This window comes from Streptomyces pristinaespiralis (genome assembly GCF_001278075.1).
GTDB classification, from domain to species: Bacteria; Actinomycetota; Actinomycetes; order Streptomycetales; family Streptomycetaceae; genus Streptomyces; species Streptomyces pristinaespiralis.
On sequence record NZ_CP011340.1, the window covers coordinates 4,470,222 to 4,495,206 of the forward strand.

At 70.5% G+C, this 24,985-nt stretch carries 19 protein-coding genes; 11 read left to right on the plus strand and 8 right to left on the minus strand.

Annotated elements, in window-relative coordinates; all coding sequences use genetic code 11:
- Positions 1-206 precede the first annotated feature (206 nt).
- The 5 genes from SPRI_RS18955 (at position 207) to SPRI_RS18975 (ending at position 9,536) form a co-directional block, all read left to right on the plus strand.
- Positions 207-1,715, plus strand: a complete 1,509-nt coding sequence (locus tag SPRI_RS18955; RefSeq protein ID WP_005315100.1) for a cytochrome ubiquinol oxidase subunit I — start codon at positions 207-209, stop codon at positions 1,713-1,715.
- 23 nt (positions 1,716-1,738) lie between these two features.
- Positions 1,739-2,740, plus strand: a complete 1,002-nt coding sequence (gene cydB / locus SPRI_RS18960; protein ID WP_005315102.1) for a cytochrome d ubiquinol oxidase subunit II — start codon at positions 1,739-1,741, stop codon at positions 2,738-2,740.
- 6 nt (positions 2,741-2,746) lie between these two features.
- The gene (cydD, locus tag SPRI_RS18965; protein ID WP_078951266.1) at positions 2,747-6,361 is read left to right on the plus strand and encodes a thiol reductant ABC exporter subunit CydD; all 3,615 of its coding nucleotides are present in this window, start codon (positions 2,747-2,749) and stop codon (positions 6,359-6,361) included.
- A 9-nt stretch (positions 6,362-6,370) separates the two neighbouring features.
- Positions 6,371-8,122 carry a sensor histidine kinase gene (locus SPRI_RS18970; RefSeq protein WP_053557114.1) on the plus strand — a complete coding sequence of 584 codons (1,752 nt, stop codon included), beginning with the start codon at positions 6,371-6,373 and terminating at the stop codon, positions 8,120-8,122.
- 367 nt (positions 8,123-8,489) lie between these two features.
- Positions 8,490-9,536 (plus strand): M23 family metallopeptidase, encoded by a 1,047-nt coding sequence (locus tag SPRI_RS18975; protein WP_053557115.1) that lies wholly within the window; start codon positions 8,490-8,492, stop codon positions 9,534-9,536.
- Between the two features lie 61 nt (positions 9,537-9,597).
- Here the strand turns inward: SPRI_RS18975 and SPRI_RS18980 are convergent, their stop codons facing one another.
- Complete coding sequence (locus SPRI_RS18980) at positions 9,598-10,464, minus strand: HAD hydrolase family protein (protein WP_037774229.1); 867 nt, start codon at positions 10,462-10,464, stop codon at positions 9,598-9,600.
- Positions 10,465-10,559: 95 nt separating this feature from the next.
- Here SPRI_RS18980 and SPRI_RS18985 point away from each other — a divergent pair, with 95 nt between their 5' ends.
- Positions 10,560-11,459: an LLM class flavin-dependent oxidoreductase gene (locus SPRI_RS18985; protein ID WP_037776565.1), complete on the plus strand. Its 900-nt coding sequence runs from the start codon at positions 10,560-10,562 to the stop codon at positions 11,457-11,459.
- A gap of 21 nt (positions 11,460-11,480) precedes the next feature.
- Here SPRI_RS18985 and SPRI_RS18990 read toward each other — a convergent pair whose 3' ends face one another.
- From SPRI_RS18990 to SPRI_RS19000, 3 genes are all read right to left on the minus strand, one after another.
- Positions 11,481-12,071, minus strand: coding sequence for an RNA 2'-phosphotransferase (locus SPRI_RS18990; RefSeq protein WP_050791526.1), 591 nt, complete (start codon positions 12,069-12,071; stop codon positions 11,481-11,483).
- 128 nt (positions 12,072-12,199) lie between these two features.
- Complete coding sequence (locus SPRI_RS18995; protein WP_053557116.1) at positions 12,200-13,141, minus strand: MerR family transcriptional regulator; 942 nt, start codon at positions 13,139-13,141, stop codon at positions 12,200-12,202.
- Between the two features lie 35 nt (positions 13,142-13,176).
- Positions 13,177-14,964, minus strand: a complete 1,788-nt coding sequence (locus SPRI_RS19000) for an SDR family oxidoreductase (RefSeq protein WP_053557117.1) — start codon at positions 14,962-14,964, stop codon at positions 13,177-13,179.
- 358 nt (positions 14,965-15,322) lie between these two features.
- On the opposite strand from SPRI_RS19000, the gene SPRI_RS19005 reads away from it, so the two are divergent.
- The 5 genes from SPRI_RS19005 to SPRI_RS19025 all read left to right on the plus strand — a co-directional run bounded on the left by SPRI_RS19005 (position 15,323) and on the right by SPRI_RS19025 (position 19,850).
- Complete coding sequence (locus SPRI_RS19005) at positions 15,323-16,282, plus strand: ABC transporter ATP-binding protein (RefSeq protein WP_037774231.1); 960 nt, start codon at positions 15,323-15,325, stop codon at positions 16,280-16,282.
- Positions 16,282-17,190, plus strand: coding sequence for an ABC transporter permease (locus SPRI_RS19010; protein ID WP_005315121.1), 909 nt, complete (start codon positions 16,282-16,284; stop codon positions 17,188-17,190). Before SPRI_RS19005 ends, SPRI_RS19010 begins: the two co-directional genes overlap by 1 nt.
- A gap of 49 nt (positions 17,191-17,239) precedes the next feature.
- Positions 17,240-18,151 (plus strand): ABC transporter ATP-binding protein, encoded by a 912-nt coding sequence (locus tag SPRI_RS19015; RefSeq protein WP_005315124.1) that lies wholly within the window; start codon positions 17,240-17,242, stop codon positions 18,149-18,151.
- Positions 18,152-18,168: 17 nt separating this feature from the next.
- Positions 18,169-18,888, plus strand: coding sequence for an ABC transporter permease (locus SPRI_RS19020; protein ID WP_005315126.1), 720 nt, complete (start codon positions 18,169-18,171; stop codon positions 18,886-18,888).
- A 272-nt stretch (positions 18,889-19,160) separates the two neighbouring features.
- Complete coding sequence (locus SPRI_RS19025) at positions 19,161-19,850, plus strand: hypothetical protein (RefSeq protein ID WP_005315130.1); 690 nt, start codon at positions 19,161-19,163, stop codon at positions 19,848-19,850.
- Positions 19,851-20,105: 255 nt separating this feature from the next.
- On the opposite strand, the gene SPRI_RS19030 is transcribed toward SPRI_RS19025, so the two are convergent.
- From SPRI_RS19030 to efeB, 4 genes are all read right to left on the minus strand, one after another.
- The gene (locus tag SPRI_RS19030) at positions 20,106-20,918 is read right to left on the minus strand and encodes an HAD family hydrolase (protein WP_005315132.1); all 813 of its coding nucleotides are present in this window, start codon (positions 20,916-20,918) and stop codon (positions 20,106-20,108) included.
- On the minus strand, positions 20,915-22,192 hold the full coding sequence (gene serS / locus SPRI_RS19035; RefSeq protein WP_005315135.1) for a serine--tRNA ligase: 1,278 nt from the start codon (positions 22,190-22,192) through the stop codon (positions 20,915-20,917). The genes SPRI_RS19030 and serS overlap by 4 nt, the downstream gene beginning before the upstream one ends.
- Before the next feature lie 554 nt (positions 22,193-22,746).
- Positions 22,747-23,682, minus strand: a complete 936-nt coding sequence (gene pheA / locus SPRI_RS19040) for a prephenate dehydratase (RefSeq protein ID WP_005315139.1) — start codon at positions 23,680-23,682, stop codon at positions 22,747-22,749.
- 32 nt (positions 23,683-23,714) lie between these two features.
- Complete coding sequence (gene efeB / locus SPRI_RS19045) at positions 23,715-24,980, minus strand: iron uptake transporter deferrochelatase/peroxidase subunit (protein WP_005315142.1); 1,266 nt, start codon at positions 24,978-24,980, stop codon at positions 23,715-23,717.
- Positions 24,981-24,985: the final 5 nt, after the last annotated feature.

Genomic DNA, 24,985 nt, shown 5'->3' on the forward strand with positions numbered 1-24,985 from the left:
CAGATCCTCCCGCCCCCGCGAGCGCTCGGCTCGCGGGGGGTCCTGCATTCAAGGGGCACCCCCGGTCAAAGCGTCCGAATGGCTGTGCGCAATAATGCTTGTGAATGTGAACGCGTTTACAAGCGCGTCCCGGTTCCTCCCGGAATCAGTCGAAAGGGGAGGGGGACGGCTGCCGCTGTGACCACGGCGACGTAAGGAGAGACGACGTGGACATCGCTCTGGCGCCAGAGACCTTGGCGCGATGGCAGTTCGGCATCACCACCGTCTACCACTTCCTGTTCGTCCCCCTCACGATCTCGCTCGCGGCCCTCACCGCCGGCCTGCAGACCGCATGGGTGCGCACGGGTAAGGAGAAGTACCTCAGGGCCACCAAGTTCTGGGGCAAGCTCTTCCTGATCAACATCGCCATGGGCGTCGTCACGGGCATCGTCCAGGAGTTCCAGTTCGGGATGAACTGGTCCGACTACTCGCGCTTCGTCGGTGACGTCTTCGGCGCGCCGCTCGCCTTCGAGGCGCTGATCGCCTTCTTCTTCGAGTCCACCTTCATCGGGCTGTGGATCTTCGGCTGGGACAAGCTGCCCCAGAAGATCCACCTGGCCTGCATCTGGATGGTCTCGATCGGCACCATCCTCTCCGCCTACTTCATCCTGGCCGCCAACTCCTGGATGCAGCACCCGGTCGGCTACCGGATCAACGAGGAACGCGGGCGGGCCGAGCTCACCGACTTCTGGCTGGTCCTGACCCAGAACACCGCGCTCACCCAGTTCTTCCACACCATGACGGCGGCCTTCCTGGTCGGCGGCGCGTTCATGGCGGGCATATCGGCCTACCACCTGGCCCGTAAGCGGCACGTCCCCGTGATGCGGATGTCGCTGCGGGTGGGCCTGGTCACGGTCACGATCGCCGGTCTGATGACCGCTGTCAGCGGTGACCTGCTCGGCAAGGTGATGTACGAGCAGCAGCCCATGAAGATGGCGGCCGCCGAAGCGCTCTGGGACGGCGAGGCGCCCGCTCCGTTCTCGGTCTTCGCCTACGGCGACGTCGACGAGGGCCACAACAAGGTGGCCGTCGAGATCCCGGGCCTGTTGTCCTTCCTCGCGCACAGCGACTTCGACTCCTACGTCCCCGGCATCAACGACGTCAACGAGGAACTGCAGGAGACCTACGGGCCCGGCGACTACCGGCCCAACATCCCCGTCGCCTACTGGGGCTTCCGCTGGATGATCGGTTTCGGCATGGCCTCCCTCACCATCGGGATGATCGGGCTCTGGCTGACCCGCAGAAAGTTCCTGCTGCCCGCCGCGCTCCGCACGGGCGAGGACGAGGTGCCCCACCTGGTCCTCTTCAGGAACAAGGCGCTCAGCCCCCGTCTGGGCAGGTGGTACTGGCTGATCGCGCTGTGGACGATGGCCTTCCCCCTGATCGCCAACTCGTGGGGCTGGATCTTCACCGAGATGGGCAGGCAGCCGTGGGTCGTCTACGGAGTGATGCGCACTCGTGACGCGGTCTCCCCCGGTGTGTCCCAGGGCGAGGTGCTCATCTCGATGGGCGTCTTCACCCTGCTCTACGCCCTACTCGCGGTGATCGAGGTCAGGCTGCTCGTGAAGTACGTCAAGGCCGGCCCGCCCGAACTCACCGAGGCCGACCTCACCCCGCCCACCAAGATCGGCGGCGACGACCGTGACGCCGACCGGCCGATGGCCTTCTCGTACTGAGTCCGCTGAGGAGCTGCTGAGGCATGGAACTCCACAACGTCTGGTTCGTACTCATCGCCGTCCTGTGGATCGGCTACTTCTTCCTGGAGGGCTTCGACTTCGGTATCGGCGTCCTCACCAAGCTGCTGGCGAGGGACCGCTCCGAGCGACGTGTCCTGATCAACACCATCGGACCGGTCTGGGACGGCAACGAGGTGTGGCTGCTCACGGCGGGCGGCGCCACGTTCGCCGCGTTCCCCGAGTGGTACGCCACGCTCTTCTCGGGCTTCTATCTCCCGCTACTGCTCATCCTCGTCTGCCTGATCGTGCGAGGGGTCGCGTTCGAGTACCGGCACAAGCGGACGGAGGAGCGCTGGCAGACCAACTGGGAGCACGCGATCTTCTGGACCTCGCTGCTGCCGGCCTTCCTGTGGGGCGTCGCCTTCGGCAACATCGCGCGCGGCGTGAAGATCGACGCGAACAAGGAGTACGTCGGCGGTCTCCTCGACCTCCTCAACCCGTACGCACTGCTCGGCGGCCTGGTGACGCTGACGCTGTTCACCTTCCACGGTGCGGTCTTCGCGGCGCTGAAGACGGTGGGTGACATCAGGACCCGCGCGAGGGCCCTCGCCCTGAGGCTCGGACTGCTCGCCATGGTTCCGGCGCTCGGTTTCCTGCTGTGGACCCAGGCGTCGCGCGGTGACGGCAAGAGCCTGGTGGCGCTGATCGTCGCGGCCGTGGCGCTGGCCGGAGCGGTCGTCGCGGTGAAGGCCGGCAGGGAGGGCTGGTCGTTCGCCCTCTCGGGGGTCACCATCGCCACCTCGGTGGCGATGCTGTTCCTGGCGCTCTTCCCTGACGTGATGCCTTCCTCTCTCGACGAGGCGTGGAGCCTGACCGTCACCAATGCCTCGTCGAGCCCGTACACCCTCAAGATCATGACTTGGTGCGCGGCCGTCGCTGCCCCGCTGGTGATGCTCTATCAGGGGTGGACCTACTGGGTGTTCCGTAAGCGGATCGGCACCCAGCACATAGCCGATGCGCACTAGCGGGAGATGTTTCACGTGAAACCGATCGACCCGCGGCTGCTTCGGTACGCGCACGCGACCCGCCGCTTCCTGGCCGCAGTAGTGGTGCTCGGGGTCGCCGGTGCGGTCCTGGTCATCGCCCAGGCGATGCTCATCGCCGAGGTGGTGGTCGGGGCGTTCCAAGGAGGGCTGTCCGTTTCGGGGCTCGGCACACCGCTCGTGCTGCTGGCCGCGGTGGCGGTCGGACGCGCGGCTGTTTCCTGGCTGACGGAACTGGCCGCGCACCGCGCGAGCGCGGCGGTGAAGTCGGAGCTCCGGCGCCGGCTCCTGGAGCGGGCCGCCGAGTTGGGGCCGGGCCGGCTGAGCGGACAGAACACCGGATCGCTCGTCGCGCTGGCCACGCGAGGTGTCGACGCGCTGGACGACTACTTCTCGCGCTATCTGCCCCAACTGGGACTCGCGGTCGTGGTGCCGGTCGCGGTGCTCGCGCGGATCGTCACAGAGGACTGGGTCTCGGCCGCGGTCATCGTGGTGACCCTGCCCTTGATCCCCCTGTTCATGGTGCTGATCGGCTGGGCGACGCAATCGAGCATGGACCGCCAGTGGCGGCTGCTGTCCCGGCTCTCCGGCCACTTTCTGGATGTGGTCGCGGGACTGCCGACACTGAAGGTCTTCGGACGGGCGAAGGCCCAGGCCGAGTCCATCCGGAGCATCACGACCCAGTACCGCCGAGCGACCATGCGCACGCTGCGGATCGCGTTCCTGTCGTCCTTCGCGCTGGAACTGCTCTCGACGCTGTCGGTGGCCCTGGTGGCCGTCGGTGTCGGTATGCGGCTGGTCCACGGTGATCTGGATCTGTACACGGGACTGGTGATCCTCATCCTCGCGCCGGAGGCATATCTGCCGATCCGGCAGGTGGGGGCCCAGTTCCACGCCGCCGCAGAGGGCCTCTCCGCGGCGGAGGAGATCTTCGACGTGCTCGAGACCGCACCGCGCCGATCCGGGGAAGCTCCCGTACCCGGCACGCTCCGGCTGGAGGTCGACGGGCTGACGGTCCGCCACCATGGCCGTGCGGAACCCTCGTTGGACCGCGCGTCACTGGTGGTCGAACCGGGCGAGACGGTCGCCCTCGTCGGAGAGAGCGGCGTCGGCAAGTCCACCCTGCTCGACGTGCTGCTGGGCTTCGTGGACCCGGCAGAGGGGCGCGTACGCGTCGGCGGAACGGACCTGACGGATCTGGACATGGAGGCGTGGAGGCGGCAGATCGCCCGGGTCCCCCAGCTGCCGTATCTCTTCGCCGGAACGGTCGCGGAGAACGTGCGGCTCGCGCGGCCGGACGCGGACGACGCTGCCGTCATGGCCGCGTTGCGCGAGGCGGGGGCGTACGACTTCATCGCCGCCCTTCCCCAAGGGCCGGACACGCTGATCGGGGACGAGGGCGTCGGTCTCTCCGCCGGCCAGCGGCAACGGCTCGCGCTGGCGAGGGCGTTCCTCGCGGACAGGCCGCTGCTGCTGCTCGACGAGCCGACGGCCGCCCTGGACGGGGCCACGGAGGAAGGCATCGTCGAGGCGGTGGGGCGGCTGGCTGAGGGACGGACCGTGCTGCTCGTCGTCCACCGCCCGGCACTCCTGGCGGTGGCGGACCGGGTCGTCCGACTGTCCCGGCCGGCAACCCCGCGCGAGACGGAGTTCGGTGCACCGGCGGTGTCGGCCGAGCCGGGGGCAGCGGGGTCGAGCACGGCCGATCCGCTCCCCGCGCCGCACCCTGCATCTGGCGGAGTGCGGGGCGCGAAGGAAAGCCGGCCGCTGGTCCGGGTCCGGGAGACCGCCCGGAACCTGCGCGGGCGGCTCGCACTGGCCCTGTTGCTGGGCAGCCTCGCCCTCGGCTCCGCGGTCGGCCTCATGGCCGTCTCGGGATGGCTCATCTCCCGCGCGTCCGAACAGCCGCCGGTGCTGCACCTGATGGTGGCCGTGACGGCCACCCGGGCATTCGGGATCGGACGGGCCGTCTTCCGGTACGCGGAGCGGCTCGTGTCCCATGACGCCGTACTGCGGATGCTCGCCGAGATGCGCGTAGCGGTGTACCGCAGGCTCGAACGGATCGCGCCCGCCGGGCTCGGCCGGACCAGGCGCGGTGACCTGCTCTCCCGGCTGGTCGCCGACGTGGACGCCCTGCAGGACTACTGGCTTCGATGGCTGCTGCCTGCCGGCACGGCCGTCCTGGTCGGCGCCGGTTCCGTCGGTTTCACCGCCTGGCTGCTGCCCGAGGCGGGAGCGGTCCTCGCCGTCGGCCTGCTCGTGGCGGGAGTGGGCGTCCCGCTGATCGGCGGGGCGTTCGCCCGGCGCGCGGAGCAGCAACTCGCGCCCGCGCGCGGCGCCCTGGCCACCGGCGTCGTCGATCTGCTGCGGGGGACGGCCGAGCTGACCGTCGCAGGTGCGCTGCCGCGGCGCCTCGCTTCTGCGCGCGACGCCGACCGGGCACTGACCCGCATCGCGGCACGCCAGGCCGCCGCCACCGCGCTCGGCGGTGGGCTCTCCGCCCTCGTCTGCTCGCTGACCGTGGTGTGCGCCGCGTTGGTCGGTGTACAGGCGGTGGCGACGGGGCGTCTCGACGGGACCAGCCTGGCGGTCGTCGTGCTCACACCGCTCGCCGCCTTCGAAGTGGTCTCGGTGCTGCCCCTCGCGGTGCAGTACCGGCGCCGGGTCACGCGCAGTGCGGAGCGGGTGTACGAGGTCCTCGACGCGCCTGTTCCCGTGCGGGAGCCGGCCCGGCCGGCCGCTCCGCCCGCCACGGCGTTCCCGCTGGAACTGCGCGGGACCGGCGCACGGTACGCGGGCCGGCGGCGGGACGCGCTGAGCGGGTTCGATCTGACGCTGACCCCCGGGAAGCGGGTCGCTGTCGTCGGCACCTCGGGCTCAGGCAAGACGACGCTCGCGCAGGTGCTGCTCCGGTTCCTGGACGCCGGATCGGGGACCTACACCATCGGCGGTGTGCCCGCCGGTGAGATGGAGGGCGACGCCGTGCGGCGTTTCGTGGGGCTGTGCGCCCAGGACGCCCATCTCTTCGACAGTTCCGTACGCGAGAACCTCAGGCTCGCCCGCCCGGACGCGACGGAGGAGGAACTGAGGGGAGCGCTCGAGGACGCCCGGCTGCTGGAGTGGGTCGACGGCCTCCCCGACGGACTCGACACCCTCGTCGGGGAGCACGGCGCCCGGCTCTCCGGAGGCCAGCGCCAGAGGCTGGCCCTGGCGCGGGCGCTCCTCGCCGCCTTCCCTGTACTCGTACTGGACGAGCCCGCCGAGCATCTCGACCTGGCGACGGCCGACGCGCTCACCGCCGACCTGCTGGCGGTGACGGAAAGGCGTGCGGCGCGGCCGGGAGGGCGCGCAGCAGCGGCCGGAAACGGGACGGGCCCGGGGGACGGCATCGCGACGGCGCCGGCGACCGTGTTCATCACCCATCGGCTGCGGGGCCTGGAGGCGGTCGACGAGGTCGTGGTGCTGGAGTCGGGGCGCGTGGTGCAGCGGGGGCCGTACGAGGACCTCGCCGTGGTCGAAGGGCCGCTGCGGACGATGCTCGAACGCGAACAGGCCACCGACCGGATCGGCACCCGACTTTCCCTGTCAAATGGGACTAATTAGTCTCGGGGCATGACCGCGTCCGAACCGCAGGGCCCGTCCGATGCCGCGGCCCGGGAGGCCCCTGCCCCTCCCGGGCCGGCCGCGGAGGTGACCGCCCGGTTGCCGCAGCTCCTGGAGGCCATGCGGTCGGTCGGCACCGGACTGGAGCTGCACGGCACGCTCGATCGGATCTGCCGGACCGCAGCCGGGCTGGCGGACGCCCGCTATGCGGCGATCGGCGTCTTCGACGCGCAGGGACAGGGCCTCTCCGACTTCGTGACGTGCGGTGTCGACGAGCAGGTGGCGCGGCGCATCGGGCACCGGCCCGACGGCCGGCGGGGGCTGCTCGGCGCACTGGTCCGTGAGCCGTCACCGGTACGGCTCACCGACCTGACGACCGACCCCCGGGCCACCGGATTTCCCCCCGGCCACCCGCCGATGCGTTCCTTCCTCGGTGTACCCATCCGCGTCGAGGGCGAGATCTTCGGCAATCTGTACCTGACGGAGAAGGCGGGCGGGGGCTCGTTCGACCTCGACGACCTCCACATGGTCCGGCTGCTCGCCGCCGAGGCGGGCATCGCCATCGGCAACGCCCGGCTGTACGAGGCCGCCCGACGGCGCGAGCGGTGGATCGACGGCTCGGTGGCCGTCACCACGGCGCTGCTCTCCGGAGGCGATGCGGACGACGCGCTCTCCGTCGTCGCCGAACAGGCACGGCACCTCGCCGGGTCGGCCGCCGGCATCGTGCTGCTGACCACCGAGGACGGCGGCCTCGAGGTCGTCGCCGTCTCCGCGGACCGGCCCGCCGCCTCGCTCGGCGTGGTGATCCCCGCGGACAGCCCCGTCGTCGCCCGACTGCTGGCCGGGGAGGCCGTGTTCGCCACGGACGCGGCCACCGACCCCCGGATGCTCACGCGGGTGGCGAACCGGTACGGACCGGTCATGATGCTGCCGCTGCAGAGCGGCGGACGCGTGCTCGGCGCGCTCGCCACGCCACGGGAGGCCGGGGCGCCGCCGTTCACCGAGGCGGAACGCAGGCTCGCAACCCGGTTCGCCTCGCAGGCCGCGCTGGCGCTGATGATGGCGGAGGCCCAGCGGGACCGGGAGCGGCTGGCGGTGCTCGAGGACCGTGACCGTATCGCCCGTGATCTGCACGACCTGGTCATCCAACGGCTCTTCGCCACCGGCATGATGCTGGAGAGCGCACAGCGCGGGACCGGCGTGCCCGCGGTGCACGACGGAATCGGCCGGGCCGTCGACGAACTCGACGTGACCATCCAGGAGATCCGTACGGCCGTCTTCGCCCTCCAGCAGGGGACCGCGGAGGTGCCGTCGAGTCTGCGCACCCGCGTGACGCGAGAGATCAACATGGCGGCCGTGCCGCTTGGTTTCCGGCCCGTCCACCGCTTCGTCGGCCCCGTCGACGGGGCCGTCGGCGAACTCACCGGGAAGAACCTGGTGGCAGCGCTCCGTGAAGCCCTCTCCAACGCCTTCCGGCACGCGGGTGCCTCCCGCATCGAGGTGGTCGTCGATGCGACCGTGCGGCTTCCTGACGGCACCGGTGGCGTACGCCTGACGGTCGCCGACGACGGCGTCGGAATGCCGCTCGGCGGCAGGCGCAGCGGACTGCGCAACCTCGCACGGCGGGCGGAATCCCTCGGCGGATCGAGCCGGTACGGGCCCGGCATCGGCCATGACGGGGCGGGAACCACCGTCACATGGGAGGCCCCGCTGCGGCCCGCGCCGACGGGACAGCTCCGGCCGCCGCCCACTGGGGCCTGACCGGGCGTGGCGGACCGGGGTCCGGCCCGGGGCGGACGGGGCCCGGTCCGGGCGGGGCGCTGATCGTGCCTGGGACCGACGGGGCGCTGATCGTGCCCGGGACCGACGGGGCGCTGATCGTGCCCGGGACCGACGGGGCCTGATCTGCACGTCGCTGACCGGGTCCTGATCTGCACTTCGCAGCTGGGCCCGGGCCCGGGGCGGGCCCCTGTTCCGGCCCGGGACCGGACCGTCCCCGTCCGGCCTGACCCCACCGGAGGGGCACCGCCCCGGTTGTCGCCCGTGTTGCGGCTGTCACTGGGCCAGCCGGCCGTACGACACCGTTCCGGTCCCCGGCATCCCGCCGTTCCCGGGTGACGATCCGTCAATGAGCTCGAGACACCGCGACCGGTTTCTGATCGTCCCGGTGATGCTGTGCACGCTCCTCGGCACGCCGGCATCCACAGCCGTGGCGTCCGACGGCCCGGCGCCACCGGCAGGCGCCGAAGTGGCACGGCTCTACGCGGAGGCGGCCAGGGCGACGGAGCAGTACGAGCAGGGCAGGCGCGCCGCAGAGCGGCAGCGGGCCACGGCGAACCGGCTCGAGGGCAGGGTGGCCCGACAACGGGAGCGGCTCGGCGTCGTCCACGACGCCATCGGCGGCGTCGCCCGGGAGCAGTACCGCACCGGTGGCTCGCTCGCCCACGCCGGCCGCCTCCTGCTCGCGGACGACCCGGACGCGTTGCTGCGCGGCTACCGGCTCGCCGCCCGGGCCGAGAAGGCCGTCAGCCGGCTGCTGGACCGCGAGCGGGCGGCGGAGCGTGACCTCGTCGCCGCGGAGACGAACGCCCGTGCCGCATGGCAGAACCTCGACGAACGCACCGCGCGCCTGGCGGTCGTCAAGCGCGGTATCGAGACCAAGCTGGAGTCCGCGCAGTGGAGGCTCCAGGCAGAGGCGGACCGCAGTGTGGCGGCGGGCAGGTGCGCGGGGGCCGTGCGCATCGATCAGCCGGGCAGGGCCGCGCGGGGCCCGGACTGGGTGGCGCCCGTGGAGAACTACACGCTGTCCGCCGGCTTCGGCGGCTCCGGCGAGCGATGGGCGCGGCGGCACACCGGCCAGGACTTCGCCGTGGACATCGGGGCCCCCGTGCGGTCGGTCGGGACGGGCCGGGTGGCGTCCGTGTCGTGCGGCGGGGCCTTCGGTATCGAGATCCTGGTGCAGCACCCCGACGGCTACTACTCCCAGTACGCGCACCTGGCGGGGGTCACCGTCGACCAGGGCGAGCGGGTGGCCGCCGGCCAGTGGATCGGTCAGGCGGGTACGACGGGGAATTCGACGGGGCCGCACCTGCACTTCGAGGTGCGGCTCACGCCGTATCTGGGGTCCGGTGTGGATCCGGCCGTCTGGCTGCGCGAGCGCGGTGTGAACCTCTGACCGCGACCGCGCGGCCGGTGCGTCCGTGGAGCATCCCGCCGCGGGCACGGCAGGGTCCGTCTCAGAGCTGCTGCTCCGAGCGCGTGGCCAGGATCTGTTCGATGACCACCGCGACTCCGTCGTCGTTGTTGGCGACCGTGCGCCCGGAGGCGGCCGCGATCACGTCGGGGTGCGCGTTGCCCATGGCGTAGGAGGTCCCGGCCCAGGTCAGCATCTCGACGTCGTTCGGCATGTCACCGAACGCCACCACCTCGTCGGAGGAGATGCCCCGCTGGGCGCAGCACAGCGCCAGGGTGCTGGCCTTGCTCACGCCCCGTCCGCTGACCTCCAGGAGCGCGGTCGGGCTGGAGCGGGTGAAGGAGGCGACGCCGCCCGCTGCCGTGCGGGCCAGGGTGAGGAAGCCGTCCGGCAGGAGTTCGGGATGGTGGGCGAGCAGCTTGAGCACGGGGGCGCCCTCGCCCGGCTCCTCCTCGTGGAGAAGCTTCTCCGCCGGGGCGATCGTCGCCCCGGGGTCGAGATGGAAGGGCGGGTAGTCGGGCTCGTAGTGGATGCCGGTGGTCAGCTCGACCGCGAAGGACGTGCCGGGGGCGGTCGCGCGCAGCGTCCGCACGACCTCCAGGGCCGCGGCCCGGGGCAGGTCGCGGACCTCCAGCAGTTCGCCGCCGGCGTGCAGATCGACCACCGCGGCACCGTTCGCGCAGATGGCGAGGCCGTGGCCGTGGACGTGGGCGCTGACGACGTCCATCCAGCGGGCGGGCCTGCCGGTGACGAAGAAGACCTCGATCCCCGCCTCCTCGGCGGCCGCGAGTGCGGCGATCGTACGGTCGGAGACCGACTTGTCGTCGCGCAGCAGAGTGCCGTCGAGGTCGGTGGCGATCAGCCGGGGTGTGGTGGCGGGCAGGCGGCGGGGATCGGTAGCTGAGGTCACAGATCCATTCTCGCGTACCGGGTGCACGTGCGTGCGAGAGGGCGCACATTTGAGTGGACATCGGCAAACCGGCCCGTCCGCGTACGCTCGGGGTCATGCGTCTGAGCACTGTGATACTCCCCGTCCGCCCCTGGCGGACCGGTGGCCGCGACGAGTGGCTGCGCGCCGAGCAGCTCGGCTTCCACACCGCGTACACCTACGACCACCTCTCGTGGCGGTCCTTCCGGGACGGCCCCTGGTACGGGGCCGTCCCGACGCTGACCGCGGCTGCCGCGGCGACCGAGCGGCTGCGCCTCGGGACGCTGGTCACCTCGCCGAACTTCCGGCACCCGGTGACCCTGGCGAAGGACCTGATCTCGCTGGACGACGTCTCCGACGGGCGGATCACCCTGGGGATCGGTGCGGGCGGAACGGGCTTCGACGCCACCGCCCTGGGGCAGGAGGCGTGGACACCTCGGGAGCGGGCGGACCGCTTCGCCGAGTTCGTGCCGCTGCTCGACCGGCTGCTCAGCGAGGGTTCCGTGACGCACGAGGGGGCCTTCTACTCTGCGGTGGAGGCCAGGAACATCCCCGGGTGCGTGCAGCGGCCGCGGCTGCCGTTCGCGATCGCCGCGACCGGACCGCGCGGGCTGAAGCTCGCGGCGCGGTACGGGCAGGCCTGGGTGACCACCGGAGACCCGAAGCTGTTCGAGACGGGCACCCCGGAGCAGTCCCTGGAAGCCATCGCCGGCCAGATCGACAAGCTCGCCAAGGCCTGTGCGGACACCGGCCGGAAGGTGGAAGAGCTGGACAAGGTCCTGCTCACCGGCTTCACACCCGACCGTGGGCGGCCGCTCGAGTCGCTGGACGCGTTCGTCGACTTCGCGGGCAAGCACATCGAGCTCGGGTTCACCGAGATCGTCGTCCACGCCCCGATCCCCGACTCGGACTTCGCCGCCGACCAGGCGGTCTTCGAACGCATCGCTACGGAGGCGCCGGCCCAGCTCGGCGGCTGACGCAGGCGCGGACCGCTGCCCTCAGGGGCGCTGGGCGCCGGGGAAGCGGATGAACCGGGGCGGTACGGAAGCGGTGAGCCAGACGCCGTTGGCGCTCACCCGGAAGACATGACCGGCCCGGTGCAGCGCTCCGGCGTGGACGGAGAGGACGACGGGGCGGCCGCGCCGGGCGCCCACGCGGGTCGCCGTCTCCCGGTCGGGCGAGAGGTGCACGTCGTGGCGGGCCATGGGCAGCAGGCCGTCCGCGCGGATCGCGTCCAGATTGCGGGAGACGGTCCCGTGGTACAGGTATTCGGGCGGCTCCGAGGCGGGCAGGTCGAGATCGACGGCGACGGTGTGGCCCTGGTTGGCGCGGATGAGCGTGCCGTCGATGGTGAAACGGCGTTTGTCGTTGACGGCGACGACGTGCTCGAGCTCGGCACGGGTGAAAGGGAAGCCGTGCTCGGACGCCGCCCGCATCAGATCGTCGATCTCCACCCAGCCGTTGGCGTCGAGGGTGATGCCGATCCGCTCCGGTTGGTGACGCAGATGCTTCGAGAGGTACTTCGACACCTTGACGGTGCGTCTCTCGTCCGGCGGCACTGTTCCGCCGGTTCCAGATGTCGGGTTCATGCCGCCAGCGTGCCCGGTGGGATGTCGCCGACGCCACTGAGAAAATTTCGGCCCCGAGGTTTGATCCACAAGCAACTCCGCTTATCCACAGGGGAATTGGCAGCTCTGTGGACAACTGCTTTTACTTTTCAGTCTATTTGATCAACTTGCCGCGATCTTGCACGGTTTGACGCCATTGCATCCAATGCCCTGTTATGGAGCTCGCGTTCGGTTGCCGCGCGCACGAAGGCGGCAGCGTCGTCCGGACCAACCAGGCGTCGTACGGCACGCATTGTTCCGGCGGGGAGGATCACCGTCGTGCGCTCTTCCTCCGCCTTCGGCGGCCCGTCCGCCAAGAGGTGCTGCCGGAGGTGGAGCGTCGCGAACAGCCTCATGGCACGCGCCAGTTCGGCGTCGATCGTCTGCTGCGCGAGAGGGCGCAGCCGCCGGACGAGTGCCGCCGCTTCCGTCGCGTCGGAGTCGGTCGGCGGCCCGTTCTCCAGGAACCGCGCGAAGACGTGCTCGGTCGTGAACTCCAGGAAGCGGGAGGCGATGTGCTCGACCTGCTGCCGAACCTCCCTGAGATGTCCCGATATTGCGCTGAGCGGAACACCCGCCGCATGCAACTCAACGGCTACAGAGAGCTCTTGGGGGCTCGGCACGAGGAACTCGTCCTCTTCGCCCGGAATCGGCTCCAGTACGCCGAGAGCCACCGCCTCCGCGAGAGCGTCCTCGTCGGGCGCCCCGCCGAAGCGGCGCTCCAACTCCGCGCGGGAGATCCTCGTGCCCTCCTCGTCGGTCCACGGGCCCTGTACTTCGGCCACCAGACCGAGGACTCCGCCGAGTCCGCGACCGGTGTCCCAGGCGTCCATAAGCTCCTTGATGGAGGCCAGTGTGTAGCCCCGGTCGAGGAGGTCCGCGATCTGGTGCAGGCGGTCGAGGTGGGCGGGGCCGTACACGTTGGACCGGCCCCGCCGCTCCGGCCTGGGCAGCAGCCCGCGGTCCTGATAGGCGCGGATGGTCCGGACCGTGGCCCCGCTGTGGTGCGCCAGGTCCTCGATCCGGTATTCGGCTGCGACATGTTCCGGCAAATCCCGCTCCCCTCAACCGCCTTCGGCGGCGCTGCTCAAAGCCGCGGCTCGATCCTCGCGAACGCGCGCAGCAGCCCCGGCGAGACGCGCGACAGCACACGAGCGCCGCGGGCCTCCGGGGTGACCGGTACGACGGCCTGGTTCCGCACGACGGCCCGCAGGATGGCCTCTGCGACCTTCTCCGGAGGGTAGTTGCGGAGCCCGTACAGCCGCGCGGTCCTCTTCTGCCGCCGCTTCTCCTCCGTCTCGTCCACCCCCGCGAAGCGGGCGGTGGCGGTGATGTTGGTGTTGACGATCCCGGGGCAGACCGCGGTGACCCCGATGTCCCGGCCGGCCAGTTCGGCACGCAGACACTCGCTGAGCATCAGCACCGCGGCCTTCGAGGTGCTGTACGCGGGCAGGGCCCGGGACGGCAAATAGGCAGCGGCGGAGGCGGTGTTGACAATGTGGCCGCCCTGGCCGCGCTCGGCCATCTGACCGCCGAAGATCCGGCAACCGTGGATCACTCCCCACAAGTTGACGTCCAGGACCTTCTTCCAGTCCTCCGAGCTCGTGTCCAGGAACGGTCCGGAGAGGCCGATCCCGGCGTTGTTGACCAGTACATCGACGACGCCGTATTCGGCGGCGACCTTCCCGGCCAGTTCCTCCATGGCTTGTTCGTCGCTGACGTCCACCACTTCGGCCCAGGCGTCGTAGGCGCCTGTGAGCAGGCACGTCTCAGCCGTGTCGGCCGCGCCCGCGGCGTCCCGGTCCGCGGCCACGACGCGCGCGCCGGCCGCCGCGAAGGCGAGTGCCGTGGCGCGGCCGATACCGCTGGCCGCTCCCGTCACCAGGACCAGCCGGCCGGCGAAGTGTTCCGCGTACGGCCCCGTTGCCGGCCGTGCCTGCGTCTCCTGACCGCGGGACCCGCCGTCGCGGGCCTCGTGCGTCTCGACGAAGTCGGCGATCCATGCGCTGAGTTGGTCCGGGCGCGTGCGGGGCACCCAGTGCTTGGCCGCCAGCGAGCGCCGGGTCAACTGCGGTACCCACTCGTCGAGATCGTCGTACAGCCGCTCGGAGAGGAACGCGTCACCGGTCGGAGTGATCAGCTGGACCGGAGCGTGGGCGTGGGCGTCCGCGCGCGGGCGACGCAGCCGGGCGCGGATGTTGTCGCGGTAGAGCCAGGCGCCGCGGGCCGCGTCCTGCGGCAACGACGCCGTCGGGTAGTCGCCCGAGGGCACCTTCTCGATCCGCTGAAGGATTCCCGGCCAGTACTTGCCCAGCGGGCCGCGCCAGGCCAGCTCGGGCAGGACCGGCGTGTGCAGCATGTACACGTACCAGGACTTGGCGCCCTGGCCGAGCAGTTGGCCGACCCTCCTGGGCGTCGGGCGGACCGTCCGCCGTTTGATCCAGTGGCCGAAGTGGTCCAGGGACGGACCCGACATGGAGGTGAAGGAGGCGATGCGGCCCTCGGTCCGCCCGACCGTGACGAACTCCCACGCCTGCACGGAGCCCCAGTCGTGTCCGACCAGGTGCACGGGCCGGTCGGGACTCACGGCGTCGGCGACCGCCAGGAAATCGTCCGTCAGCTTTTCCAGCGTGAATCCGCCGCGCAACGGGACGGGGGCCGTGGAGCGGCCGTGGCCACGGACGTCGTACAGCACCACGTGGAACTTCTCCGCGAGGCGGGTCGCGACCTTTGACCAGACCTCCTTGCTGTCGGGATAGCCGTGGACGAGCACCACGGTCGGCCGTGTCGCGTCGCCGAGCTCGGCGACGCACAGCTCGATCCCTCCCGTACTGATCCGGCGCTCACGCGCCGTCGGCAGTCCTCGCACGCTCAACGGTCCTCTCCTCGGCACAGCCTCCGCACCCGGGCAGTCCTCCGGCCGGAAAGGCGCTTCCCAGGGGCTTCGGGGCCGCGAACGCCGTGCGGTCCCCACCCACGGGCCCCGGCCACCGTCCGTCCCCCGGTGTGACACGCGCCGTAACCGGCCACTGATGAATGTGACAATGCCCGGCGGCTGCGTCAAGGGTCGTGCGGAGCCTGTGGAAAACCCGTCCGCCGTTCCTCCTCCCCCGAGAGCCGCGTCCACCAAGGTCGGACAGCCCTTACGGGCCTGTACCTCTTGAGTCGGAGACGGATAGAGCCGCGAGGCTGACGTCAGACGTGCCGTACGCCACTACCTTCGAAACGTGACTGTGATCGCGACCGAAAGCCTGAGCAAGCGGTTCCCCAGGGTGACCGCGCTTGACCGGCTCTCCTTGGACATCGGCCCCGGTGTGACCGGCCTGGTGGGCGCCAACGGAGCCGGCAAGTCCACGTTGATCAAGATCCTGCTGGGTCTGTCCCCCGCCACGGAAGGCCGTGCCGCCGTGCTCGGCCTGGACGTCGCCACCGACGGCGCCCGGATCCGCGAGCAGGTGGGCTACATGCCCGAGCACGACTGCCTGCCGCCGGACGTCTCCGCCACGGAGTTCGTCGTCCACATGGCGCGCATGTCCGGCCTCCCGCCGACCGCCGCACGAGAACGCACCGCGGACACGCTGCGCCACGTCGGCCTGTACGAGGAGCGGTACCGCCCCATCGGCGGTTACTCGACCGGCATGAAGCAGCGCGTCAAACTCGCGCAGGCCCTGGTCCACGACCCGAAGCTGGTCCTGCTCGACGAGCCGACCAACGGCCTCGACCCGGTCGGCCGTGACGAAATGCTCGGCCTGATCCGGCGCGTCCACACCGACTTCGGCATCTCGGTCCTGGTCACCTCCCATCTGCTCGGCGAACTCGAGCGCACCTGCGACCACGTCGTCGTCGTCGACGGCGGCACCCTGCTGCGTTCCAGCTCCACCAAGGAGTTCACGCAGACGACGACCACCCTCGCGGTCGAGGTCACCGACTCCGACGCACATCCCGACGGAACGGCCGCGCTCCGTGCGGCCCTCACCGCCGCCGGACTCAAGCTGCACGACCGCACGGAGGACGGGCTGCCCGGCGCCGGCCACGTCCTCCTGCTCGAGGCGTCCGGCGAGGAGACGTACGACACCGTGCGCGACGCCGTCGCGGACCTCGGTCTCGGGCTCGTGCGCATGGAACAGCGACGCCACCACATCGCGGAGGTCTTCCGCCCTGAGGCCGCCAAGGCCATGGAGGTGCAGGCCTGATGAGCACCCAGCCCCTCGGCGGACAGGCCCCCGGAACCACGCGGATCCACAACATCGGCTACCGCAACTACGACGGCCCCCGCCTCGGCCGCGCCTACGCGCGCCGCTCCCTCTACTCGCAGTCGCTGCGCGGCGCCTTCGGTCTCGGCCGCTCGGCCAAGTCCAAGGTGCTGCCGATGATCCTCCTCGGCATCATGTGCATGGTCGCGGCGATCATCGTGGCCGTGGCGGTCGCCACCCCCAACATGACCGACCTGCCGCTGAAGTACACGCGCTACGCGATCATCATGCAGGCGCTGATCGCCCTGTTCCTCGCCTCGCAGGCACCGCAGTCCGTCTCCCGCGATCTGCGTTTCAAGTCCGTGCCGCTGTACTTCTCCCGTCCGATCGAACGCGTCGACTACGTCCTCGCCAAGTTCGCGGCGATGGCCTCCGCCGTCTTCGTGCTCACCGCCGCACCGCTGGTGATCCTTTACGCGGGCGCGCTGCTGGCGGAGTTCGACTTCGCCGATCAGACGAAGGGCTTCGCCCAGGGACTGGTCTCCGTGGCCGTCCTCTCGGTCCTGTTCGGCGGGATCGGGCTCGTGCTCGCCGCGTTCACTCCCCGCCGCGGCTTCGGCGTGGCCGCAGTGATCGCGACGCTCACCATCACCTACGGCGCGGTCTCCACCGTCCAGGCCATCGCCTGGGAAACGGGTTCCGCCGGTGTGATCCAGTGGCTGGGACTCTTCTCACCGGTCACGCTCATCGACGGGCTGCAGACCGCCTTCCTCGGCGCGACCTCCGCCTTCCCCGGCGGTGAGGGACCCGGCGCCGGCGTCGGAGTCGTCTACCTGCTCACCGTCCTCGCGCTCGTCGCCGGTTCGTACGGCGTCCTCATGCGCCGCTACCGAAAGGTCGGGCTGTGACCTCGCAACCGTCGCCCGCCACCACCCTTCCTAGGAATGCGCCGCGCCCATGAGCACTCTTCGCATCGACAACACCTCTCGGTGGTTCGGCAACGTCGTCGCCGTCAACGACGTGACGATGACCATCGGCCCCGGCGTCACCGGCCTCCTCGGCCCCAACGGTGCGGGAAAGTCCACCCTCATCAACATGATGGGCGGCTTCCTCGCCCCCTCGAACGGCACCGTCACCCTGGACGGAGCACAGATCTGGCGCAACGAGTCCGTGTACCGGCAGATCGGCGTCGTCCCGGAGCGGGAGGCGATGTACGACTTCCTCACCGGCCGTGAGTTCGTGGTCGCCAACGCCGAACTGCACGGGCTGGGCACGAAGGAGGCCCAGAGGGCGCTCGCGACGGTCGAGATGGAGTACGCGCAGGACCGCAAGGTCTCCACGTACAGCAAGGGCATGCGCCAGCGGGTGAAGATGGCTTCCGCCCTCGTGCACGACCCGTCGGTGCTGCTGCTCGACGAACCGTTCAACGGCATGGACCCGCGCCAGCGGATGCAGCTGATGGACCTGCTGCGGCGCATGGGCGCCGAGGGCCGTACGGTCCTGTTCTCCTCGCACATCCTGGAGGAGGTGGAGCAACTCGCCTCGCACATCGAGGTGATCGTCGCGGGACGCCACGCGGCCAGCGGCGACTTCCGCCGGATCCGCCGGCTGATGACGGACCGGCCGCACCGCTATCTCGTGCGCTCCAGCGACGACCGGGCGCTCGCCGCCGCCTTGATCGCCGACCCGTCGACCGCGGGGATCGAGGTCGACCTTGCCGAGGGCGCGCTGCGCATCCAGGCGGTGGACTTCGGCCGGTTCACCGAGCTCCTTCCGAGGGTCGCCCGCGAGCACTCCATCCGGCTGCTGACGGTCTCGCCCTCCGACGAGTCCCTCGAGTCGGTCTTCTCCTACCTCGTAGCGGCCTGAAAGGAGCTGTGACGGACATGTACAACCCCACAGTCGCCCGGCTCACCTATCGGGCCGTCCTCGGCAGGCGCCGAGCCGCGATCCTGTTCGTGCTCCCCGGCCTGCTGCTGCTGATCGCGGCCGCCGTACGGGGCTTCAACGGGGCGGACGACCAGGTCGCCGCCGACGTCCTCGGCGGATTCGCCATCGCCACGATGGTGCCGCTGATCGGCGTCATCGCCGGTACGGGGTCGATCGGCCCGGAGATCGACGACGGCTCGATCGTCTATCTGCTCGCCAAGCCGGTGAAGCGGCCGACGATCATCTTCACCAAGCTCATCGTCGCGATCGCCGTCACGATGGCCTTCTCCGCGGTGCCCACGTTCATCGCCGGGTTCATCCTGAACGGCAACGGCCAGCAGGTGGCCATCGCCTACACGGTGGCGGCGCTGGTGGCGTCGATCGCGTACAGCGCGCTCTTCCTGCTGCTCGGAACGGTCAGCCGGCACGCGGTGGTCATCGGCCTCGTCTACGCCCTGGTGTGGGAGACCCTCTTCGGCAGCCTGGTGCCCGGCGCCCGGACGCTGAGCGTCCAGCAGTGGTCCCTGTCGCTCGCCGAGAAGATCGGCGGCGAGGGACTGATCGGCTCCGACGTGGGCCTGCCCGCGGCGGTGGCGCTGCTGGCGGGCGTCACGGTGGCCGCGACCTGGTACGCGGGCCAGAAGCTGCGGGTGCTCAAGCTCGCCGGCGAGGAGTGAGCCGGGACCGTTCCGATATGCCTCGGCCCCTGCCCTTCCGGCAGGGGCCGAGGCATATCGCGTAACTGTACGGTTATCGGCTCGTTGTCCACCGTGCGTGGAGGCAACTGGAGTTCGTGACGTCGAGCGTTCGTGAAGTCGGGGATTGCCGGTGCCGGGCGACGTTCTCGCCCCGGGCCGGTCATTGAGTGGGATGCACCGTGAGCCGACCTCCGCTCCTGTGCCCGGGGAGAGGGCTGTCCCTGACGGTTTCACGAACGGAAGGCATTCCCATGCCGACGGAAATTGCCCTGCTCGAGTCGCGCGCGATGCGCGTCGAGCACGCGGGGCGTATCGAGGCGCTGGACAAGGTGAAGGCTCTGGTCCTGCTGCCCGACAGCATTCATGTGTCCACAGAGGGGGTCGCGCGCTACTTCGAAGTATCCACAGAGGTCATCAGGCAGGTGACGTCCCGGCATCGCGAGGAGCTCACCGAGAACGGAATGTGGGTGCTGCGCGGCGCTGACCTGCGCGAATATCAGAGTGACAAGATGTCACTCTCATCCGCCGGGGCGAAAAGTTATCCACAGCGCCGCTCCAGCCTCACCCTCTTCACCCGCCGGGCGGTCCTCAACATCGCGATGCTCCTCCGCGACAGTGACATCGCCCGGCGCGTCCGCACCCACCTTCTCGACGCCGAGGAGGGCCTGCGTGAGGTCTGTGCCTCGCTCGACCGGCGGGTCACCGCCGTCGAGCACTGCCTCGCCGGCGTCGGCGCGGCCCTTCAGGAGCTCGGTCCGGTGCTCGACCGGATGTCGGAGCGGCTCGACCGCCTCGATCACCGGCTCGACGCCACCAACCGGGTCGTCGCCGCGATGAGCAACCGATTGTGCGAGCTGTCCGACGACATGGCCCGGATGGACGCCAGGATGGACGACTTCGCCCGGCAGTTGAGGGATCTTCGCCGGCGTGGTCGGCGCTGATTAATCGGTGGCGCCGGCGTGCCCGGCCCGGCAGAGTTGTGGAGCCGGGACAGCACATGTGTGCGACCGGCGCCACCGACCGGGAGAGGAGCGCGGCGATGACCGAGGGTTCGAGCCCGAGTCCGTCGTGCTCCCGTCGAGGCGGCACCCGGCAGGCGGCGGAGTAGTCATCACACTCCGCACGGCCGCCGGGCGGCCGCCCAGGGGGCGGCCGCTTCGAGCGCGCATCCGCGCGGGCCGCCCCCCTCCCGGCCTTCAGCCGGCGAGCAGGTGTTCCAGCACCACCGCGATGCCGTCGTTGTCGTTCGACGCGGTGATCTCGTGGGCCACGGCCTTCAGTTCGTCGTGCGCGTTCGCCATCGCCACACCGTGCGCCGCCCAGCCGAACATCGGGATGTCGTTCGGCATGTCACCGAACGCGATGGTGTCCGCCGCCCGCAGTCCCAGCCGCCGGGCGGCCAGTGACAGGCCGGTGGCCTTGCTCAGCCCCAGCGGAAGGATCTCCACGACCCCCGCGCCGGCCATGACCACGTCCACCAGGTTCCCGACCGTCGCCCTGGCCGCCTTCGCCAGTTCGTCGTCGCCGAGCGTCGGGTGCTGTATGTAGACCTTGTTCAGCGGTGCTGCCCACAGGTCGGCGGGGTCGTGCATGGGCACGTACGGCAGCGGGCCTTCCAGCACCCGGTAGCCGGAGCCGACCAGCACGTCGCCCTCGAGTCCGTCGCGGCTCGCGGCGAGCAGCAGCGGCCCGACCTCGGCCTCGATCTTGGACAGGGCGAGCCCGGCGAGCTGCCGGTCGAGCGTCACGGAGGTCAGCAGCCGGTGCTCGCCGGCGTGGTAGACCTGCGCCCCCTGCCCGCAGACGGCCAGACCGTCGTATCCGAGGTCGTCGAGGATGTGCCGGGTCCACGGCACGGCCCGACCGGTGACGATGATGTGCGCGGCGCCCGCCTCCGTGACCGCGGCGAGCGCGTCGCGCGTGCGCTGCGAGACCGTGTCGTCGTCGCGTAGCAGCGTTCCGTCGAGATCGGTGGCGACGAGCTTGTACGGGAAGGGGGCAGGGCTCACTTGGAGATCGGCTCCAGCAGTTCGCGGCCGCCCAGATACGGGCGCAGCACCTCGGGAACCCGCACGGAACCGTCGGCCAGCTGGTGGTTCTCGAGGATCGCCACGATGGTGCGCGGCACGGCGCACAGCGTCCCGTTCAGCGTCGCCAGCGGCTGCACCTTCTTGCCCTCGCGCATCCGCACGGACAGGCGGCGCGCCTGGAAGCCGTCGCAGTTCGAGGCGGAGGTCAGCTCGCGGTACTTGCCCTGCGTCGGGATCCACGCCTCGCAGTCGAACTTGCGCGACGCGGACGAGCCCAGGTCACCGGTCGCCACGTCGATCACCTGGAACGGCAGCTCCAGGGCGGTCAGCCACTGCTTCTCCCAGTCCAGCAGCCGCTTGTGCTCGGCCTCTGCGTCCTCCGGCGCGACGTACGAGAACATCTCGACCTTGTCGAACTGGTGGACACGGAAGATGCCGCGGGTGTCCTTGCCGTAGGTGCCGGCCTCCCGGCGGAAGCAGGGCGAGAAGCCCGCGTACCGCAGCGGCAGCTTGTCGGCGTCGATGATCTCGTCCATGTGGTACGCGGCGAGCGGTACTTCGGAGGTGCCGACCAGGTAGTAGTCGTCCTTCTCCAGGTGGTACACGTTCTCCGCGGCCTGGCCGAGGAAACCGGTGCCCTCCATGGCGCGCGGGCGGACCAGCGCGGGCGTGAGCATCGGGATGAAGCCGGCCTCGGTGGCCTGCGCGATCGCCGCGTTGACGAGGGCGAGCTCGAGAAGCGCGCCGACACCGGTGAGGTAGTAGAAGCGCGAGCCGGACACCTTGGCGCCGCGCTCGACGTCGATGGCGCCGAGCGCCTCGCCGAGCTCCAGGTGGTCCTTGGGGGTGAATCCCTCCGCGCCGAAGTCGCGGATCGTGCCGTGCGTCTCGAGGACGACGAAGTCCTCCTCGCCGCCGACCGGGACGTCCTCGTGGACGAGGTTGCCGACCTGGAGCAGCAGGCGGCGGGTCTCTTCCTCCGCGTCGTTCTGCTCGGCCTCCGCGGCCTTGACGTCGCTCTTGAGCTGCTCGGCCTTCTTGAGCAGCTCCGCGCGCTCGTCCGGGGTGGCCTTGGGGATCAGCTTGCCGAGCGACTTCTGCTCGGAGCGCAGCTCGTCGAAGCGGAGGCCCGAGGACCTTCGGCGCTCGTCTGCGGAGAGCAGGGCGTCGACGAGGCCGACGTCCTCTCCACGGGCGCGCTGGGAGGCGCGGACACGGTCAGGGTCCTCACGGAGCAGGCGAAGGTCAATCACCCCACCAGGCTACCGGTGTCGACTCGCCCCACCCCACCCGATATCCGAGCGCGTGTCGCTTTGCCCGGATTGTTGGGATAGCTGCCGGATTTATAAAGGTGCGGCGAAATCGAATCCGGCAGCGTCAAACAATCGAGGCCCTTTCGTCGAAAGGGTGCACGGTGGCGGTTCCGTGTCGGCCTCACCCTCCCCGGCGGCCGTGCCCGAAGGGGCTTGTCCACAGGGATGCGCCGCCTCGTAAAGTTAGTGTGCATGATCTGTGGATTACGGAAGTGATCATTCCGGTGGTCGTCTGCTGGGTCGAGAATTCTCATCTCAAACCGGCCTCACACACTCATTCGGGTGGGAATTCCTCGCCCCAAAGAGTTGATCAATGGAATTTGGGTGACAGGGGCGACCTGTCGCTCTGTGGACGGAAGTGGGCGGGTCGGCCGATTTGTCGACCCTGTGGCGTTCTGTTGTCGACTTGTCCCCAGGTCGAGAACCGTGCCTGTGGACAAGTTCTGTGGACAACGAAAATCCGCAGGCGGGAACAGCCCCCGGGGCGGCTCGCCTCAGGCGCGGCCGTCCTGGCAGCGCGCCAGCCAGTCCGACGCGGCCGTGAACTCCACGTCCGAGGTGCCGGCTCGCAGCGGCCGTACGTCGTCCGCCGTCACACCGGCCCGCGGATAGGAACCGAGGAAGCGCACCTTGGGGCAGATGCGCTTCAATCCCATCAGCGCCTCGCCCACGCGCCGGTCCGCGATATGTCCTTCCGCGTCCACCGCGAAGCAGTAATTACCGATGCCGGCGCCCGTCGGCCGGGACTGGATCAGCATCAGGTTCACCCCGCGTACCGCGAACTCCTGGAGCAGTTCCAGCAGGGCACCGGGGTGGTCGTCGCCGAGCCAGATGACGACGGACGTCTTGTCGGCGCCGGTCGGCGCCGAGGGCCTCGCGGGCCGCCCCACCAGGACGAAGCGCGTCTCCGCGTTCTCCGCGTCGTGGATCTCGCTGACCAGGGGCACCAGCCCGTACGTGGCGGCCGCGAACTCCCCGGCGAAGGCGGCGTCGTAGCGGCCTTCCTGCACCAGCCGGGCGCCGTCCGCGTTCGAGGCGGCCGACTCCCACAGGGCGTCCGGCAGGTTGTTGCGCAGCCAGTTCCGCACCTGCGGCTGCGCGACCGGGTGGCCGGTCACCGTCTTCACCTCGGAGAGCTGCGTCCCCGGCCGCACCAGCAGCGCGAACGCGATGGGCAGCAGCACCTCGCGGTAGATCATCAACGGCTCGCCCGAGGCCAGTTCGTCGAGCGTGGCGGTGACGCCGCCCTCCACGGAGTTCTCGATCGGTACGAGAGCGGCCGCCGCCTCCCCGGCCCGTACGGCGTCGAGCGCCGCGGGGACGGAGACCATCGGGACGAGTTCCCTGGTCGCGGCTTCCGGGAGAGTACGCAGGGCGGCTTCGGTGAAGGTGCCCTCGGGACCGAGATATGTGAAGCGCGTGGCCGACATACCGTCACCCTAATGGGCCGCGGAACCGCCCATCACGTCTCCAGCAACCGCTGTCCCACGTACTCGCCCTTCTTCGGCGCCGCCGGCACGGCGAACAGTCCGCTCGCCTCGTGCCGGATGAACGCGGAGAGGGCGTCCCCCCGGTCCAGCTTGCGCTGCACCGGCACGAAGCCGCGCAGCGGGTCGGCCTGCCAGCAGATGAAGAGCAGCCCGGCGTCGGGGGTTCCGTCCGGGGCGAACCCGTCATGGAAGGAGAAGGGGCGGCGCAGCATCGCGGCCCCGCCGTTCTGCTCCGGTGCGGAGATACGGGCGTGCGCGTTCTCCGGGACGACCAGCTTTCCGTCGGGCCCGGTCTCGTCGAGGGCGAGCTCCGTCGTCTCCGTGCCGCCGGTCAGCGGGGCGCCGTCCGACTTCCGTCGTCCGATGACCCGCTCCTGCTGGTGCAGCGGGAGCTTCTCCCAGTCGTCGAGCAGCATCCGGATCCGGCGCACCACGGCATAGGACCCGCCGTCCAGCCACGGATGGTCGCTGCCGGACGGGACGAAGAGCCGCTGCTCGAAATCGGGCTCCGACGGCTTGGGGTTTCCGGTGCCGTCGACCTGTCCCATCAGATTGCGGGCGGTCATCGGCTGCGCGGTCGCGCCGGGCGAGCGGTTGAAGCCGTTCATCTGCCAGCGGACCCGGGCCGCCGCACCCCCCGCCTTCTGGATCGCGCGCAGCGCGTGGAAGGCGACGAGAGCGTCGTTCGCCCCGATCTGTACCCAGAGATCGCCGTCGGAACGTCCCGCGTCCAGGTGGTCGGAGGAGAAGGCGGGCAGCGGGTCGAGACCCGGCGGCCGCTGCGCCACCAGGGACGTGCGGTCGAAGAAGGAGCGGCCGAATCCGAAGGTGACGGTCAGCGAGGACGGTCCGGCGTCCAGAGCGACACCCGTGTCACCGTCGCCGGCCGGCCTGCCCGCCATCAGATCGGCCGCCAGGGCCGACCAGCGCCGCATCAGCGCCGCGGCCTCCTTGCGCCCGGCGCCGGGTGCGAGGTCGAAGGCGACCAGGTGACCGTGGGCCTGCTGCGGTTCCGTGATGCCCGCCTGGTGCGGGCGGTCGTGGAAGGCGATGCCCGTGGACCCGACCGTGGCGAGCGCCGTGGGGCTCTCCTCGGCGACCGCGTACGCCGCGGCGCCGCCCGCCGCGCCCAGCACGAGACCGGTCGCACCGGCGGCGCCCGCCGTGCCGAGCAGTCGTCGTCTCGAGATGCCGTCGTGGCCCAAGGAGGCGCCGCTCGCAGGATTCAGGGGTGTCACGGTGG